Source organism: Amycolatopsis sp. NPDC104863, from assembly GCF_055582965.1.
In genome coordinates this window covers 863,461-876,793 of the sequence record NZ_JBVJOW010000002.1, presented here as the reverse complement: position 1 = coordinate 876,793, position 13,333 = coordinate 863,461, and the positions used below count along the sequence as shown (strand labels likewise).

The following is a 13,333-nucleotide window of genomic DNA, read 5'->3' as shown; positions in this document are numbered from 1 at the left end:
GTGGTCGGGCAGCGTGCCCGGCCAAGGTGCGGTGTCGTGCGGATCCGATCAGGTGGTGACCGGGTGGTGGTTGACGGTGGCGTTCAGCTCGTCGACGAGGGCGGTGAGCATGGCGTCGGGGAGGGCGACGCGGGTGGACAGGTCGTCGGCGGTGACCTGGCGGCCGGCCGCGTGGGCGTCGGCGGTGGTGGCGGTGACGGTCTCGCGGATGCCGGTAGGGAGCTTCCCGAGCACCTTCCCTCGCGGGAGGGCCGGGCGAGCCGTGGCGGTCGGTTCCGGGGTGGCCGTAGCCGGTTTCGGGGACGGTGCCGGCGCCGTGGCGGGTTCGAGGGTGCGGCGCATGAGGAGCTTGACGACCACGAGGAACCCGAGGGCGGGCATCGCGGCCACGAGCCAGCCGGCGGGGCTCAGTTCGGCGAGGGCGACCTGGGCGGCCATCTGGACTCCGAGCGCCGCGACGAGCACGACGAGGGGGAAGGTGATCCGGCGGGTGGTGCCGCGGTGGTGGTCGCGGGCGACTTCGAAGCCGGCGACGATGGCGAGGCATTCGATCACCACGGCGTCGGCCCAGGCGAGCCAGCCCACTTGTCCGTGGTGGATGGCCCAGTCGTGGGTGTGGGTGAAACCGGCGGCCCCGCCGATGCCACCGAGTGCCACGGTGATCAGCACGCGCAGGGCCGCGGTGAGCTTGTCGATGGTCATGGGCGGGGCGTCCTTTCTGGAGTGGTGGATGAACACGCGGGCGCGTGTGGCACGGCGGAGATCTCGGCCGGCGGAGCGTCACGAGGACTCCGGACGCACCGGTACGGGCTACTTGCCGTAGCCCAGCTCGTAGGCACGGTTCGAGACCTGCCGCAGCCGGACGCCCTCGGACTCGTGAATGCGGACCATCTGCGCGGCGACGTCACCGAGCTGGATCAGGGCCTTGCGGTTGCGGCCACCGGTCTCGCTGATCACCGACCGGTTCGCGTCGTCGAACTCGTCCTGAAGTCGCTTGAGCGTGTCGATGGGAGACTCGGAGCGGGTCATTGCGGTGTTCCTTCCGGTGCGGTCTGGATGTAGCGGGCGTGAGCGTCGAGTGCCGCGGCGAGGTAGCGGGCGAAGGCCGGCGGCATAGAGATCTCCCAGGACTGGAGGCCCCGGCCGGGGATGGTGCGGGTGATGCGCACAAGGACGTCGGTGGCGGTGCCGGACACCGCGGTGTTGTCCACGGTGGCCCGGCAGAACCGGACCCCGTCCAGCGAGCCGAGCGGGTAGATCCCGAGCCCGTCTTCCAAGGTGGACACCGCGGTGTGCCAGACGTCGGCATCCGGGGCCGGGATCGGTGTGGGAGTGTCCATCGTGGTCACTCGTCGCGCCCGTAGCGGATGTACTGGTAGGAGTAACCCCCGTCCCCGCGGCGGAACGCGGTCCATTCCCGCCACAGGGCGCCGGTGAGTCCGAGGTAGACCAGCACGATGACGATCGTCGCGACGGTCCGCCATCCCGGCGAGTGCACCAAGACGACGGCCAGGATGAACGTGAGGACCGCCAGGCCGGTGATCTTGAGCCAGGTCCCGAGGAACTTGAGCGTGATCATGCGGCCTGTCCTTTGCGGAGTTCGAGGGCGAGCCGGTACAGCTCGTCCGGGGTGACGGATTCGCGGACGCCGGCGGCGAGGGCGACGTGGCGGCGCGCGACCTGGTAGGGGATCGAGCTGTAGACGACGAAGTGGACGCCGGACGGACCGCGGCCGGTAAGGGTGATGTGCAGGTCCTCGCCGGAGGTGCGCCACCAGTCGCCGGTGACGCCGGTGAGGCGGTGCGTCCACACCAGCAGCGCCCCGAGGACGGCGACCGGGTCGGCATGGGTGACGCTGGGCTGGATGTCGACCGTGTGTGTGCCGGGCCTGAGGGCGAGGTGACAAGGCTCGGGGGCGGGGGTGTCGCGGACGAACGCGACGGCGACCGCGGCGAGCTTGGCGACCCCGGTCAGCGAGACGAGTTCAGCAGTCATGATCAAGTCCTTTCCGGATGGTTCAGGCGGAGACGGCGTAGAGGACGGGGCCGTCGTGGTCGTCGAGCGGGCGCGGGGTGCACAGGGCGACGAGCTCGTCGATGTCCTCGTCGTCGCTGTAGCCGGCGCGGACCCGGATCGGCTGGCGGGACTTCTCCGAAGTGCGGTAGCCGACGCCTTCGCACCCGGTCTCGGGGATCTCGTCCGCCAGGCCGCCGCGGTCGCGGGCGCCGTCCCCGAGCACCGCGTCGACGTAGTAGGACGAGCCGACGCGCAGGCAGAACCGGCGGGTGAACAGGTCCCGCACCGGCACGATGTCCTTGGTGGGTTCCTGGACGAACGCCATCACCGCGGACCCGGGGGCGCGGCCCTGGGTGAGGATCTCGGCCAGGACCTTGTTGACCGCCATGAGCGTGGCGCGGCGGCCACCGAGGGCGGTGAGCATCGCGAGTTCGTCGATCACTAGGACGTCGAACGGGGTTGCGGTCGAGACGGTGAACTTGCGCTTGCCCTGCTCGCGCAGCAGTTCCTGTCGTGCCTTCATCTCGTCGCGGAACTCGTACAGCAGCGCGAGCATCGCGTCGACGTCCTCGGGGCCGTCGCCGTCGGTGTCGTACTCGGTGTCCTCGTCGGCGGAAGTGGCGTAGCGGTAGAACAGCGGCTTCCCGCGTTCGGTCTCCATGCCGCCCTTGGGGTCGATCACCCAGATCCGCACCAGGCGTTCGCGGATGGCCGGTCCCATCGCCCGCAGCGGGTTCCACAACAGAGACCCCTTGCCCGAGCCGGTCGCGCCGGCGATGAGCCAGTGCTGTCCGAGCAGGGGTTCGGTCCAGACCCGGCCGTACTCGTCGTCCCCCAGTTCGATCGCGGTCAGGTCGACCTCGTCGACATCGGAGGGGATCTCCGCCGGCGCGACGACGTCGGCGAACGGGTTGCCGTGCACGAGCGTGACGGTCAAGACCCGGGGCTTGGCCTTCTCGATCGCGATCACGTCGGCCCCGAGCGCGGACGCGAGTTCTTCCTGGGCGTTGCGGAAGGTGGTCAAGGACTGGCCCTTGCGGATCACCACGCGCAGGACGTCGATCGAGGGCGTGGGGGACTCGACCTTGGCCAGCCGCGGAACGAGCAGTTCGCCGGTGCGGCGGTCCTGGACGGTCAGGTTGCAGTGGTCGAGCGCGTCACGCCAGGAGCGGCCGACGTAGCGGGTCCAGCGGCGGCGCACCGCCCGGATCCGCGGCGAGGCGACCCGGCAGAACGAGTTCGGGTGCGCGCGGTACCAGCCGGCGCCCAGGGCGAGCAGTCCGCCACCGATGCCGCCGGTGACCACCGGTCCCAGCTCGATCAGGCTTGCGCTGACCGCGGCGGTGGTGGTGACGGTGACCGGGTGGCGGGCCAGCCACAACGCGATCTTGGCTTCGGGGCGGGTCTTGTGCGCGCCCGGGCGGGTCGGGGTGGTGGTCTTGTTCTTGCGTGCCATGGGGTTGGTCTCCAGGTTCGGGGACGTCCCAGGCCGTGGCCCTCAGCACGTCTGGACGGTGGGGGCCACGGCCCAACAACGTCCAGGTGCGGTGTCACTCGGTGTTCAGGTGGTGCTCGTTCTTCCCGGGTTAGCGGCGGCGGGCCTTCGGCCGGCGGCGGTCCGGGTCGAACAGCGGGCGGGCGGCCTCCACTGTGGTGATCATGGTGGCGACCTTGCGGGCGGCGGCGGTGTGTTGCTTGTTGAAGCCGCCGAGCCGGTTGGGCAGTGCCTTCATGGCCTCGCGCAGTTTCTTCATCGCCTTGTCCAGTTCGGTGATCTTGGCGTCGATCTGGTTGGTGCTCACGCGGGTCTCCTTCGTTGGGTGCCGGTCAAGTGGGGTCGGGCGTGGTGGTCAGACGCGCCAACCGCGGGAGATCAGCTCGGACTTGCGCTTGGTGGCCGCGGCGCGCAACTCGTCCAGCGCGCCGGAGGCGGCGGTGACGATGGCCTTGACCTCGGTCTTGCTCGGGACCTGCCAGCCTTTGAACCGGTCGCCGGTCTTGCCGCCGTCGTTGAGGCCGCGGGCGAGCTTGCCGATCTCGTCGAAGGCCACGCGGACCTGGTCGAGGGCGAATTCGTACTCGGTGTACTTGGCCTTGTTGTGGTTGTTGATCGTCTGGGAGGGCATCAGCTCACCTTTCGCTGGTGGGTGGTGGTCGGGCGGCCGGCGAGGGCGCGCCAGGTGCGGGCCTTGTTCTTCGTGGCGCGGGGCACGAGGACCGAGTTGCCGGGGCCGGCGTGCCCGTGGCAGGTGTAGGTGTGGGTTCCTCCTTTCGTCAGCCACCTCGAGTCGAGGAGCTGGTGGACGGCGTCGGTCTCGTCGGCGGGGGCGGCCTCGATCGTGGCGTCGGCGACGATGCGGTAGACCCGTTCCGCGGAGCCGACGAGGGCGTAGCCGGTGTTCTCGGCAACCTGGAGCACCTTTTCGATCAGGTTCATGTCGTTCACCGGCGGCCGGCCGGTCTCGACCGGGACGGTGGCGGTCAGCTCGTTGCCGAACAGGTCCAGCGGTGCGGCGGTCACCGGGCGGTCCGGGTGAGCAGGACGGCGAGCAGTCCGAGCAGCAGTGCCGCGGCCGCGGCGGCGGGGGCCGCGAGGGCGAGGCAGCCGACAAGGGTCAGCCACAGCGGGTAAAAGGTCAGGGTGGCGACATTCGACATTCGATTCACCTCACATTTGCCACTGGCGACCGCAGACGTTGCAGGTCGCGATTCGGGTGGGGGAGAGCCAGAAGTTGGCGGAGCAGACGTGATTGCCCATTACTTCCTCCTCTTCGGGCCGTGCGGGTCGTAGGAGGACAGGCCGTCGATCCGGGAAACGTTCATGCTGTGTGCTCCATCGTTCAGGGGCGGGTCGCGCCCGCCGGAGAGGGTGTTCGTGCTGGTCAATCGGCCAGGTGGAGCCACGGCCAGGCGCTGAGCTGGGCCGCGTAGAACTCGTCCTCGTCCATGGGGTTGCCTCGATTCGTCTGGGACGGATATGCCCGGCGAATTCCGGCGAAATGGGGCCGGAAATCACCGTCGCGTAGCCGTGACAGGCGTGATTTGGGCATGGTTGGGCTCACTATGTATTTGTCAATGAACAGGGAATTCCGTGCCCGAACGGGCGGAGGTGGTACTAGCGGGTGGTGATCAGGCGGCGAGCGGCTTCATGCCGGCGGCGCCCCAGGCGACACCCGAGACGGTCTCGCCCCGCTCGTTCTTGAACGAGTACGGCGTCACCCGCGGGTCGATCAGCTCGACCCGGGTCATCTCGTCCTCGGAGAAGCCCTCGCCAGGGTCGGAGTCCAGCGTCACGCGGATCTCCTCGCCCTTCTGGCCCTTGGCCTTCACCATCAGCGCGACGGTGTACTTGGCGACGCCGTCGCGGTCGGTGACCACGGTCTCGACGCCGTTCTCCTTGCGCATCTTCATCTCGGGGTCCTCCGAGACGGTGAGGCGGTAGCCCGACAGGTTCACCGGGATGTTCTTCATGGCGATCCGATCCGCCCGCCCTGGGTGTATATCCCCCCTAAACACCTGGGGCGAACTCTGGCGTTGGTTGTCGTTTAGTGGGGGTAAACATCAACGTACGCCTCCCTCGCCAAGGCTGTCAAGGGGGTCTAAACTCTTGCTCGTGGCGAGCGAAGACGAGTTCGAAAGTGTCCGGCGGGATCCCGACCCGATCCGACGCGGCAAGCGCGCATCTTCCCTGCTCACGGCCTATCAGCAGCGTGCAACAGAACTTGCCCGCCTACGTAAGGCGTCGATCGAGGAGGCCCACCAGCGGCTCGGCATGAGCTACACCGAGATCGCTGCCGCGTTCGGAATCACCAAAGGCAGGGTTACGCAGATCCGGAACACTGCGCCACGACCTGAGCGCGCGTTCTTCGGAGTCGGGCCGGTCAGCATCGGCGTGCCGTACCGATACCAGACGACTGACCGGGAGCGGCCGCTGATCGCTGCTGAGGACGCGCAGACGGGCGAGCAGCTCGAACTCCTGCTCGGGAACCTCTCGTTGGCCGTAAGCCGGTTCCAGATCGAGCCCGACCTCGAAGCGGCTCCCGCCGGCGACGCGGTCGTCGTGTGCGGGCCAAAGTCTGCACCTGTCGGCGCTGCACTTCTTGCTGCGGACCCCGCCTTGAGCATGATCGAAGCTGATGGCCGCTGGTGGATCGAGCATGAAGCGACGGGGGACCGGTATGGCTCACCTTCGGACGAGCCCAACGGCCAACGCGGTGACATCGCCTACGTCGGCCGGCACGTGACTGGTGAACGCGTCATCGTCCACATTGCCGGTATTCACGGGATCGGCTCGCTCGGGGCGACTCACTTCCTGACCGGCCACCTCGGCGAGATCTTCGCCGACGCAGGCACGGACGGTTGCTCGTTCGTCGTGCGAGCGGCCTACGAAGGACTGACGATCACCGGCGCCGAACTTGCTGCCGGCCCGTTCAAGTGGTGATCACGTGAAGCTAGCGAGGGCTCAACGCCCAGGAGCCGAGCAGAGCGACGATCGCATCTTCGACACTGACGAAGCGGTGATCGTGCTTGACGGCGCGTCGGCCTTCAAGCCGGTGCCTGTCCCGGCCGCGGTCTACTCGGAGACGCTTGGTGTCACCCTGCGAGATCTTCTTGCTGAGCAGCCAACCGCCGATCTCGTGTCAGCGCTCGGGTGCGCCATTGCGCAGACTGCGAAGGAGCTTGATCTTCGGCCCGGCAACTCGCCGTCCAGCACCGTTGCCATCTTGCGCCGCCGTGGCGAGGTCGCCGACATGCTCGTCCTGGGCGACAACCTCGTAGTCAGCCCCGCAGGTGAAATCACTGACACTCGCTTGGACAGCCTCGAACTTGAGCCACGAACTCGGTACCGAAGTCGCCTGGCCGCAGGCGGCGGTTACGACGATGAGCACAAGGCGATACTGCGGTTACTGCAAGATCAACAAGCTGATCGTCGGAACCAGGAGGGTGGATACTGGATCGCCGAAGCCGATCCGAGTGCCGCACGCGAAGCGGTTGTGCGAACGGTGCCGATCGCCTCGCTGCCGTGGGTGATCCTGGCAACGGACGGTGCCTACGAAGCGATCGAGGTGGCCGAACCGGGGGAGTGGGACCGGTTCGCCACCTGGACGTCGGCAGACCTCGCCGGACTGCTCGATCGCCTGCACCGCTGGGAGGATGAAGTCGACCCCGACGGGCGGCGGTTTCCGCGCGCCAAGCGCCACGATGACAAGACGATCGCTGTGGTCCGGTTCGACGGCTGAGGACCACGGGCAGCGATCACGTGTTCAGAGTTTCCTTACTTGTTCAAGGCGGCCCCTCCGGGGCCGCTGAGCACTGTGTTTGACCCGCGGGCAAGCCCCGCCGGGGCGTGCGGGCTGGCGCCCGGTCCCCGGCGGTCGCCCGCGGAAAAGCAGCCCAGCGACCACCCGCCGGCGGGGACCGCCACATTGACCGGAACAAGAGATGTCCTCGCCGGACAGGCAGGTCTCCGAGATGGCCGGCCGGGTGCGGAGCTTGCGGTCCGTGTGCGGCCAAACGGCATCTCATCGACCTCCCCGAGGGCTATCACGTCACGTCAAGGGGGCGGACCCGCGGAATGCTGCGGTTGGGTGGGTGTAGGCCCCCTTGACGTGACGTGATTGGGCTGCGCCAGGTCGACGAGATGCCGCAAGGCCCCCCACTTCTTGACAAAAAAAGGACAGGTTGCGGTCAACTTGCGTGCACGCCCGGCTTCACCGTTTTGGCGTGTTCCCCTGGCATACCTCGTAACGTAGGGTTACGGCCTCGGCCACTGAACTGCGGCATGGAGGCAGCGTGCAAGAGCCCGAGTGGGCGTACTACACCACGCCGGGTGGCGGAGACATTGTTCTGGAGGAGATTGCGTCGGAGCTGGGGCATGACGTGACCCTTGTGACGAAGTTGGACGCCCTTCAGGAGCGCATACGAACCGGGAACACCCTGCCGCGCGACGTCAAGTACCTCGGGGACGGCCTGTACGAAGCCAGGCTCAGTGTTCAGCACAACGAGTGGCGCCTCTTCTTCACCAAGCGTGACGGAGGCCTCGTCCTACTGGCCTTGCACTTCGCCCAGAAGAAGGATCGGAAGATACCCCGAGCGATCAAGAAGGCGCGCAAGCGTCTCGCTGACTGGGATGTCAGGATGTAACGATACGCACGCCTGTTGCGATATCGGTCTGCGCCGATACACAATGTGGGCATCGACAAGTGGAAGAGGATGACATGGCCGGCGACTTGCTCAGACTCCTCGGCATCGATCCGGACGCCCCTGAGGTCGGTGCGGCACGTGAAGACGATGTCAACCTCGCTAACTTCATGCGCTGTATGTATCAGCTCCGTAAGGACAACAACATCAGTCAGGCTGAGGTGGCCAAGAGGATGGGGACCACGCAGTCGGCTGTTTCTGATCTTGAGCGCACTTCGACAGATCCACATGTGACTACGCTCCAGCGTTACGCGCGTGCGGTCGGTGCCTCGCTCCGCCTGATGGCCGTGGCCGCGCCGGTCAGCCAGGGCTGGGAAGAGGCTGCGCATGTTCGCGCGCGTAGTACCACCTCGCCCGTGACAGTGCATCAGGCTCGATCTGATAATCGCCGTTTACGAGTAATCAAGTGGGACGAGGGGGGCGAGACGCGCAGTGCCTGAAGATTTGGTTGACGATTTTCCTAGAATGCTGGAAGAGGTCGACCTGACGAGTGTTCGTTGTTATGAGATAAGTGCGCGTGCTCGCGACGGCTTCAAGCTCAAGGAGGTCGATGAATCTGAGGATCGCCCTGTCGATATGCGAATTCGCGTACAGGTGAAAAGTGAAACCCTGGGTGTGCGAACAACAACTGAACTGACCTCAAGTGAAGTTGAGGTACGAGCCGATATAGCAGTGTTTTTTAAAAAACCAGAAGGTGTTCGATACTCGCACCAGTTGGTGAATCGGTTCGTTAAGGAAGTCGCTCTATCTACGCTGTTTCCCTTTGCGAGAGAAGCAATTGCGGACGCCACTAGGCGCGTGGGAGTTGAGCCGCACGTGCTAGGCCTCTTGCATATGAAGGATGTCGAATTTGCCGACGACCTTCCCGTAGAGAACGCATCGCCGGGGAGTGTTCGGGCCTGAGTCCTTTCACTTCTGGAGCCCGTGTGGTCCACACCTGGCTACCTCGTACCCGTGAGTTGACAAGATCAGCTCAGTGCTCGCCGCGGCAGTGGTGTTGTGCTCCGTCGGTCCTGTTGGCTGACGGGATGGTAGGGGGCGAAGAAGGCCGGCCGTGCTCGGAGAGAAGATCATCCGGCCGGTTTACTCCCGGAATTCAATGATCATCGACGGCAGGTGTCAGCAAACTACGCAAATTTGCAATTGTTAAACTTGCAGATAAAGGCAGGCGACGGCCGGTGTTCACTGAGGACGCAATTGCCTGACGGCAGAACCGTAGGTTCTGGGTTCGAGCCCCAGGCGGCCCACTCAAAGCCCGGCCGGTGCCGGGCGTCGTTAGGGTGGCGGGCATGGACGCGACCAGGTGGCTCATCGTTCTCCGCCACGCCAAGTCGGACTGGTCGGACGACCTCCCCGACCACGAACGCCCCCTCGCGCCGCGGGGCGTTCGGGATGCTCCCAAGCTCGGCCGGTGGCTTGTCGAAAACGGGCGTGTCCCCGGGTTTGCCGTCTGCTCCACCGCTCGTCGCACGCGGGAGACCTGGCAGCTCGTCAGCGAAGCACTTCCCGCGCAGCCACCCGTCGAGTTCGACGAAGACCTCTACGGCGGCGACGTCGACGAGTTCCTGAACGCCGCCCGCCGGACGCCGCCGGAAGTCACGGCGCTTGCGCTTGTCGGGCATGAGCCCGGGGTCAGCGATCTGACCCTGCACCTGGCCGGCCACGGCGAGGACACCCGGCTGGTCCAGGCCAAGTTCCCGACCGGCGCGGCGGCCGTGCTCGCCACCACCGACAGTTGGGTCGCGCTCTCCAGCGCGAAGCTCGTCGCTTTCTTCCGGCCTCGCGACCTGGCGGACGGCTAATGGCAAAGGGGCCCGACCGGAACCGGCCGAGCCCCCTTTTCCGGGAATCAGACCCCGGCCACCTGGGAAATCCAGCTGCGATAACGCGTGATGTTCGTGTACGCCGTGTTGTTCGAACGGTCGCTGGTCGACGCCACGCCGACCTGGCGGCCGGAGGCGAACATCGGGCCGCCCGAGTCGCCGCCGGCCGTGATGCCGTTGACGCGGTTCGCGCACACCGCCGTGCCGCCCGTGTAGTCGCTGCAGCCGATCGAGTTGACCCGGACCGTCGCGACCTTCAGGTACCGCGACTGGCAGTTGATCTCCGAGCCGCACTGGCTGGTCGCGCCCCAGCCGTAGACCGAGACGTTCTGGCCGACCGAGACGTCGCCGACGCTGCCGAGCGGGGAGTAGGTCGCGTTCACCGAAGTCGTGAGCTTGACGATCGCCAGGTCGGCGGAGCCGTTGTAGCGGGTGATCGTCGATCCGGTGGCCATCGTGCCGCCGCTGGACTGGTCCAGGCTGCCGATCCGGAACGTGTAGGTGCCGGAGCTGCTCACGCAGTGCTTCGCGGTCAGGATGTACTGCGGCGCGATGATCGTCGCGGTGCAGTTCTGCTGGCCGTTCACGAACAGCCGCGCCGCCCAGGGCCCGCTCGACGCGGTGCTGCCGCCGATGATCGACGGCTGGGCCTGCGGGACGCTCTCGGCCGCCGCGGGGCCGCCGAGGCCGACGACGGCCAGTGCGGTGCTCGCGGCCAGCAGGACGAACTTGCCGAATTTCACGCTGACTCCTTTTCGCGCGGGGAACCCGCACGGGGGAAAGCCGGTGGGGACCGAACTCCGAAAGTGTCCGAGTTCGCAGGGAATGTCCGGAACCGACGAAAGTCCGGTCGCGTCCGTATTTATTTCCCCGAACGGGCTACGTGCAGTACCCCGTACTGTTCCGCGCTCAACCCACGGGTGGAGGCCCTCGCGCCGGGATCGATCCGGGGCTTGAGGACTCCGGCGTCGCGCCGCCCTAGCGTTTTCGGCGGGAACCGGAGGGGGAGCCATGACGGTGACGGCCGAGGTGCGGACCGGGCGGGGCGAGCGGATCGCGGTGGGGGTGGTCCTGGCTGTGGCCGCGGTGCTGTGGGGATGGGCGCTGGGCAGCCGGCCACTGCAGCCGTACTACGTCTCCGCCGTCCACTCGATGTCCCGTGACGTCTCGGCGTTCTTCTTCGCGGGCTTCGACCCGGCGGGCGTCGTCACGGTCGACAAACCGCCGCTCGCGTTCTGGACGCAGACGCTCGGCGTCGCCGTGTTCGGCTTCCACCCGTGGGCGATCGCGCTGGTCCAGGTCGTCGAGGGTGTCGCCGCGGTGTTCGTGCTGCACCGGGTCGTGCGCCGCTGGGCGGGCCCGCGGACCGCACTGCTCGCCGCCGCGCTGTTCGCGCTGACGCCGATCACCGCGGCGGTCAACCGCGACAACCTGCCGGACGCGCTGCTGGTGCTCCTGCTGCTGCTCGCCGCTTACTGCGTCACCCGGGCGGTCGACGACACCGGAGTGCGGTGGCTGGTGTGGGCCGGCGTGTTCGTCGGGCTCGGGTTTCTCACGAAGATGCTCGCCGCGTGGATCGTGCTGCCGGGCCTGGCGCTGGCGTACTTCGTCGCGGCGCCCGGCTCGCGCGGCCGGCGGCTCGACCGGATCGGGCTGGCCGGTGGTGTGACGCTCGCTGCGTCGCTGGCCTGGCCGGTCGTCGTGAGCCTCTGGCCGGGGGCGAAACCGTTCGTCGGCAGCACCACGGACGGCTCGGTCTGGCAGCTCGCCTTCGGTTACAACGGCCTGACGCGCCTGGTCGGCGGCTCGACCGGGGTCGGCGGCGGTTACGCCGCGACGGTCGGCGCGGCGCTCGGCGGCGGACCGGGCCCGCTGCGGCTGTTCGACGCCGAGGTCGGCGGGCAGATCGCGTGGCTGCTGCCGCTCGCGTTGGTCTCCTTGGTCGTCGCCGCGTGCCGGGCTCGCGGCGCCGCGCCGGGGACGAAGGCGGGCTGGGTGCTGTGGGGCGGCTGGCTGGTCGTCGGCGCCGTGGTCTTCTCGTTCACCGGTGGTGTCTTCCACGCGTACTACACCGCCGAGCTCGCCCCGGCCATCGCCGCGCTCGCCGCCGCGGGGCTGGTCACGGCGTGGCGGTGGTTCCGCTCGGAGGGACCGGCCAGGTTCGTGCTGCCGGCCGCGGTCGCCGGGACGGCGGTGTTCGCGTATGTCCTCCTCGACCGGACGCCGGATTGGGCGCCGTGGCTGCGCTACGCCGTGCTCGCGCTGGCCCTGCTCGCCGTCGTCGCGGCGCTGGTGCGAGCCCGGGCCGCGACGGTCGCGGCCGGCCTGGCCGCCATCGTCGCCGGTCCCGCGGCCTTCGTCGTCGACACCGCGGTGCGGCCGGTCAGCGTGCTGGAGACGGCCGACCCGGGCGCCGGGCCGCCGTCGACGGCCGCGTTGCGCACTGTTGTCGGCGTCAACACCGGCGAGGGCGCCGAAGCCGGATACATCCGGTTCATCGAGAGTGCGTACCGGCTGAGCGCGGGCCAGCGGGAGGTCCTCGACTACGCCGAAGCGCAGGCGCCGTCCGCGGGTGTTGTCCTTGGTGTCGAGGGCGGCACGTACGGCGCGGACCCGTTCCTGCTGAACACCGACGCCCGCGTCGCGCCGCTCGGCGGTTACCTCGGTTTCGACCCGGCGCCGTCCGCCGCTGACCTGCCGCAATGGGTTTCGGCCGGGAAGCTGCGCTTCGTGCTGTTGCCGCGGGTGTTCCTCGAGATCCGTGGCAGCGGCTCGGCTTCGCAGACCGTGGTCGACGCCGGTGAGCTCGTCCGGCGGATCGCCTGGGAGGCGAAGCACTGCCGTCCGGTGCCCCCGGCGCGGATCGGCCCGGACGCCGCCACGGCCGGGGTGCTGTTCGACTGCGCCGGGGTCAGGCCGTGACCTTGGCCGGGGCCGTCCGGCGCAGCCAGTACAGGCCGACGACCGGCAGCACCAGCGGGATGAACAGGTAACCCTCGCCGTAGACCGACCAGACGGTCGGGTGCCGGAACGCGGCCGCGTCGACGAGGCTCAGCGTGCCGATGGTCAGCACGCCCAGCAGCTCGATCGAGCAGGCGGTCAAAGCGACGCGCCACCAGCCGTCACCACGGCGGGCCAGCGCGATCGTCGCGACGATGTAGACGACCGCGGCGAACGCCGAGAGCAGGTAGGCCAGCGGGGCTTCGTGGAACTTCGTGCCGATCTGGACGCCCGCCCGCGACGTCGCCGCCAGCGCGAAGATCGCGTACACGGCGACGAGCACCCGTCCGGGC

At 68.0% G+C, this 13,333-nt stretch carries 20 protein-coding genes; 7 read left to right on the top strand and 13 right to left on the bottom strand.

The genetic code is table 11. The annotated features are described in order from the left end of the window. Nucleotides 1-48 precede the first annotated feature (48 nt). The 11 genes from ACZ63J_RS13820 to ACZ63J_RS13770 all read right to left on the bottom strand — a co-directional run bounded on the left by ACZ63J_RS13820 (nucleotide 49) and on the right by ACZ63J_RS13770 (nucleotide 5,487). Nucleotides 49-702 carry a DUF2637 domain-containing protein gene (locus ACZ63J_RS13820; RefSeq protein WP_465400778.1) on the bottom strand — a complete coding sequence of 218 codons (654 nt, stop codon included), beginning with the start codon at nucleotides 700-702 and terminating at the stop codon, nucleotides 49-51. 108 nt (nucleotides 703-810) lie between these two features. Beyond that, complete coding sequence (locus ACZ63J_RS13815) at nucleotides 811-1,029, bottom strand: hypothetical protein (RefSeq protein ID WP_465400777.1); 219 nt, start codon at nucleotides 1,027-1,029, stop codon at nucleotides 811-813. Further along, nucleotides 1,026-1,340, bottom strand: coding sequence for a hypothetical protein (locus tag ACZ63J_RS13810; RefSeq protein ID WP_465400776.1), 315 nt, complete (start codon nucleotides 1,338-1,340; stop codon nucleotides 1,026-1,028). The genes ACZ63J_RS13815 and ACZ63J_RS13810 overlap by 4 nt, the downstream gene beginning before the upstream one ends. A gap of 5 nt (nucleotides 1,341-1,345) precedes the next feature. After that, entirely contained in the window at nucleotides 1,346-1,579 is a 234-nt protein-coding gene (locus ACZ63J_RS13805) for a hypothetical protein (RefSeq protein WP_465400775.1), read from the bottom strand. Continuing rightward, nucleotides 1,576-1,995, bottom strand: coding sequence for a hypothetical protein (locus tag ACZ63J_RS13800; protein WP_465400774.1), 420 nt, complete (start codon nucleotides 1,993-1,995; stop codon nucleotides 1,576-1,578). The genes ACZ63J_RS13805 and ACZ63J_RS13800 overlap by 4 nt, the downstream gene beginning before the upstream one ends. Nucleotides 1,996-2,017: 22 nt before the next feature. Then, entirely contained in the window at nucleotides 2,018-3,472 is a 1,455-nt protein-coding gene (locus tag ACZ63J_RS13795) for a type IV secretory system conjugative DNA transfer family protein (RefSeq protein WP_465400773.1), read from the bottom strand. Between the two features lie 130 nt (nucleotides 3,473-3,602). Next, nucleotides 3,603-3,818 carry a hypothetical protein gene (locus ACZ63J_RS13790; protein WP_465400772.1) on the bottom strand — a complete coding sequence of 72 codons (216 nt, stop codon included), beginning with the start codon at nucleotides 3,816-3,818 and terminating at the stop codon, nucleotides 3,603-3,605. A gap of 48 nt (nucleotides 3,819-3,866) precedes the next feature. Further along, nucleotides 3,867-4,142: a hypothetical protein gene (locus ACZ63J_RS13785; protein ID WP_465400771.1), complete on the bottom strand. Its 276-nt coding sequence runs from the start codon at nucleotides 4,140-4,142 to the stop codon at nucleotides 3,867-3,869. Beyond that, entirely contained in the window at nucleotides 4,142-4,537 is a 396-nt protein-coding gene (locus ACZ63J_RS13780; protein WP_465400770.1) for a hypothetical protein, read from the bottom strand. Before ACZ63J_RS13780 ends, ACZ63J_RS13785 begins: the two co-directional genes overlap by 1 nt. Continuing rightward, on the bottom strand, nucleotides 4,534-4,674 hold the full coding sequence (locus tag ACZ63J_RS13775) for a hypothetical protein (RefSeq protein ID WP_465400769.1): 141 nt from the start codon (nucleotides 4,672-4,674) through the stop codon (nucleotides 4,534-4,536). The genes ACZ63J_RS13780 and ACZ63J_RS13775 overlap by 4 nt, the downstream gene beginning before the upstream one ends. A 471-nt stretch (nucleotides 4,675-5,145) precedes the next feature. Further along, nucleotides 5,146-5,487, bottom strand: coding sequence for a hypothetical protein (locus ACZ63J_RS13770; protein WP_465400768.1), 342 nt, complete (start codon nucleotides 5,485-5,487; stop codon nucleotides 5,146-5,148). Between the two features lie 142 nt (nucleotides 5,488-5,629). Between ACZ63J_RS13770 and ACZ63J_RS13765 the strand changes: the two genes are divergently transcribed. The 6 genes from ACZ63J_RS13765 to ACZ63J_RS13740 all read left to right on the top strand — a co-directional run bounded on the left by ACZ63J_RS13765 (nucleotide 5,630) and on the right by ACZ63J_RS13740 (nucleotide 10,019). After that, a complete protein-coding gene (locus ACZ63J_RS13765) occupies nucleotides 5,630-6,457 on the top strand; it encodes a hypothetical protein (RefSeq protein ID WP_465400767.1) in 828 nt (275 codons plus the stop codon). 4 nt (nucleotides 6,458-6,461) lie between these two features. Further along, the gene (locus tag ACZ63J_RS13760; protein WP_465400766.1) at nucleotides 6,462-7,256 is read left to right on the top strand and encodes a hypothetical protein; all 795 of its coding nucleotides are present in this window, start codon (nucleotides 6,462-6,464) and stop codon (nucleotides 7,254-7,256) included. A 553-nt stretch (nucleotides 7,257-7,809) separates the two neighbouring features. After that, nucleotides 7,810-8,160, top strand: a complete 351-nt coding sequence (locus tag ACZ63J_RS13755) for a type II toxin-antitoxin system RelE/ParE family toxin (RefSeq protein WP_465400765.1) — start codon at nucleotides 7,810-7,812, stop codon at nucleotides 8,158-8,160. Between the two features lie 74 nt (nucleotides 8,161-8,234). Next, nucleotides 8,235-8,657, top strand: a complete 423-nt coding sequence (locus ACZ63J_RS13750; RefSeq protein ID WP_465400764.1) for a helix-turn-helix domain-containing protein — start codon at nucleotides 8,235-8,237, stop codon at nucleotides 8,655-8,657. A gap of 25 nt (nucleotides 8,658-8,682) precedes the next feature. Continuing rightward, on the top strand, nucleotides 8,683-9,120 hold the full coding sequence (locus ACZ63J_RS13745) for a hypothetical protein (protein WP_465400763.1): 438 nt from the start codon (nucleotides 8,683-8,685) through the stop codon (nucleotides 9,118-9,120). Between the two features lie 386 nt (nucleotides 9,121-9,506). Further along, a complete protein-coding gene (locus ACZ63J_RS13740; RefSeq protein WP_465400762.1) occupies nucleotides 9,507-10,019 on the top strand; it encodes a SixA phosphatase family protein in 513 nt (170 codons plus the stop codon). 47 nt (nucleotides 10,020-10,066) lie between these two features. Here ACZ63J_RS13740 and ACZ63J_RS13735 read toward each other — a convergent pair whose 3' ends face one another. Further along, nucleotides 10,067-10,783 (bottom strand): S1 family peptidase, encoded by a 717-nt coding sequence (locus ACZ63J_RS13735; RefSeq protein WP_465400761.1) that lies wholly within the window; start codon nucleotides 10,781-10,783, stop codon nucleotides 10,067-10,069. A gap of 268 nt (nucleotides 10,784-11,051) precedes the next feature. Here ACZ63J_RS13735 and ACZ63J_RS13730 point away from each other — a divergent pair, with 268 nt between their 5' ends. Continuing rightward, nucleotides 11,052-12,962, top strand: coding sequence for an ArnT family glycosyltransferase (locus tag ACZ63J_RS13730; protein WP_465400760.1), 1,911 nt, complete (start codon nucleotides 11,052-11,054; stop codon nucleotides 12,960-12,962). On the opposite strand, the gene ACZ63J_RS13725 is transcribed toward ACZ63J_RS13730, so the two are convergent. After that, on the bottom strand, nucleotides 12,952-13,323 hold the full coding sequence (locus tag ACZ63J_RS13725; protein ID WP_395921846.1) for a hypothetical protein: 372 nt from the start codon (nucleotides 13,321-13,323) through the stop codon (nucleotides 12,952-12,954). The two genes, ACZ63J_RS13730 and ACZ63J_RS13725, sit on opposite strands and share 11 nt — an antisense overlap. Nucleotides 13,324-13,333 lie beyond the last annotated feature (10 nt).

Coding starts and splice junctions, on each gene's coding strand:
- ACZ63J_RS13820 (WP_465400778.1), bottom strand. CDS start 702: ATGACCATCGACAAGCTCACCGCGGCCCTGCGCGTGCTGATCACCGTG.
- ACZ63J_RS13815 (WP_465400777.1), bottom strand. CDS start 1,029: ATGACCCGCTCCGAGTCTCCCATCGACACGCTCAAGCGACTTCAGGAC.
- ACZ63J_RS13810 (WP_465400776.1), bottom strand. CDS start 1,340: ATGGACACTCCCACACCGATCCCGGCCCCGGATGCCGACGTCTGGCAC.
- ACZ63J_RS13805 (WP_465400775.1), bottom strand. CDS start 1,579: ATGATCACGCTCAAGTTCCTCGGGACCTGGCTCAAGATCACCGGCCTG.
- ACZ63J_RS13800 (WP_465400774.1), bottom strand. CDS start 1,995: ATGACTGCTGAACTCGTCTCGCTGACCGGGGTCGCCAAGCTCGCCGCG.
- ACZ63J_RS13795 (WP_465400773.1), bottom strand. CDS start 3,472: ATGGCACGCAAGAACAAGACCACCACCCCGACCCGCCCGGGCGCGCAC.
- ACZ63J_RS13785 (WP_465400771.1), bottom strand. CDS start 4,142: ATGCCCTCCCAGACGATCAACAACCACAACAAGGCCAAGTACACCGAG.
- ACZ63J_RS13775 (WP_465400769.1), bottom strand. CDS start 4,674: ATGTCGAATGTCGCCACCCTGACCTTTTACCCGCTGTGGCTGACCCTT.
- ACZ63J_RS13770 (WP_465400768.1), bottom strand. CDS start 5,487: ATGAAGAACATCCCGGTGAACCTGTCGGGCTACCGCCTCACCGTCTCG.
- ACZ63J_RS13750 (WP_465400764.1), top strand. CDS start 8,235: ATGGCCGGCGACTTGCTCAGACTCCTCGGCATCGATCCGGACGCCCCT.
- ACZ63J_RS13745 (WP_465400763.1), top strand. CDS start 8,683: ATGCTGGAAGAGGTCGACCTGACGAGTGTTCGTTGTTATGAGATAAGT.
- ACZ63J_RS13740 (WP_465400762.1), top strand. CDS start 9,507: ATGGACGCGACCAGGTGGCTCATCGTTCTCCGCCACGCCAAGTCGGAC.
- ACZ63J_RS13730 (WP_465400760.1), top strand. CDS start 11,052: ATGACGGTGACGGCCGAGGTGCGGACCGGGCGGGGCGAGCGGATCGCG.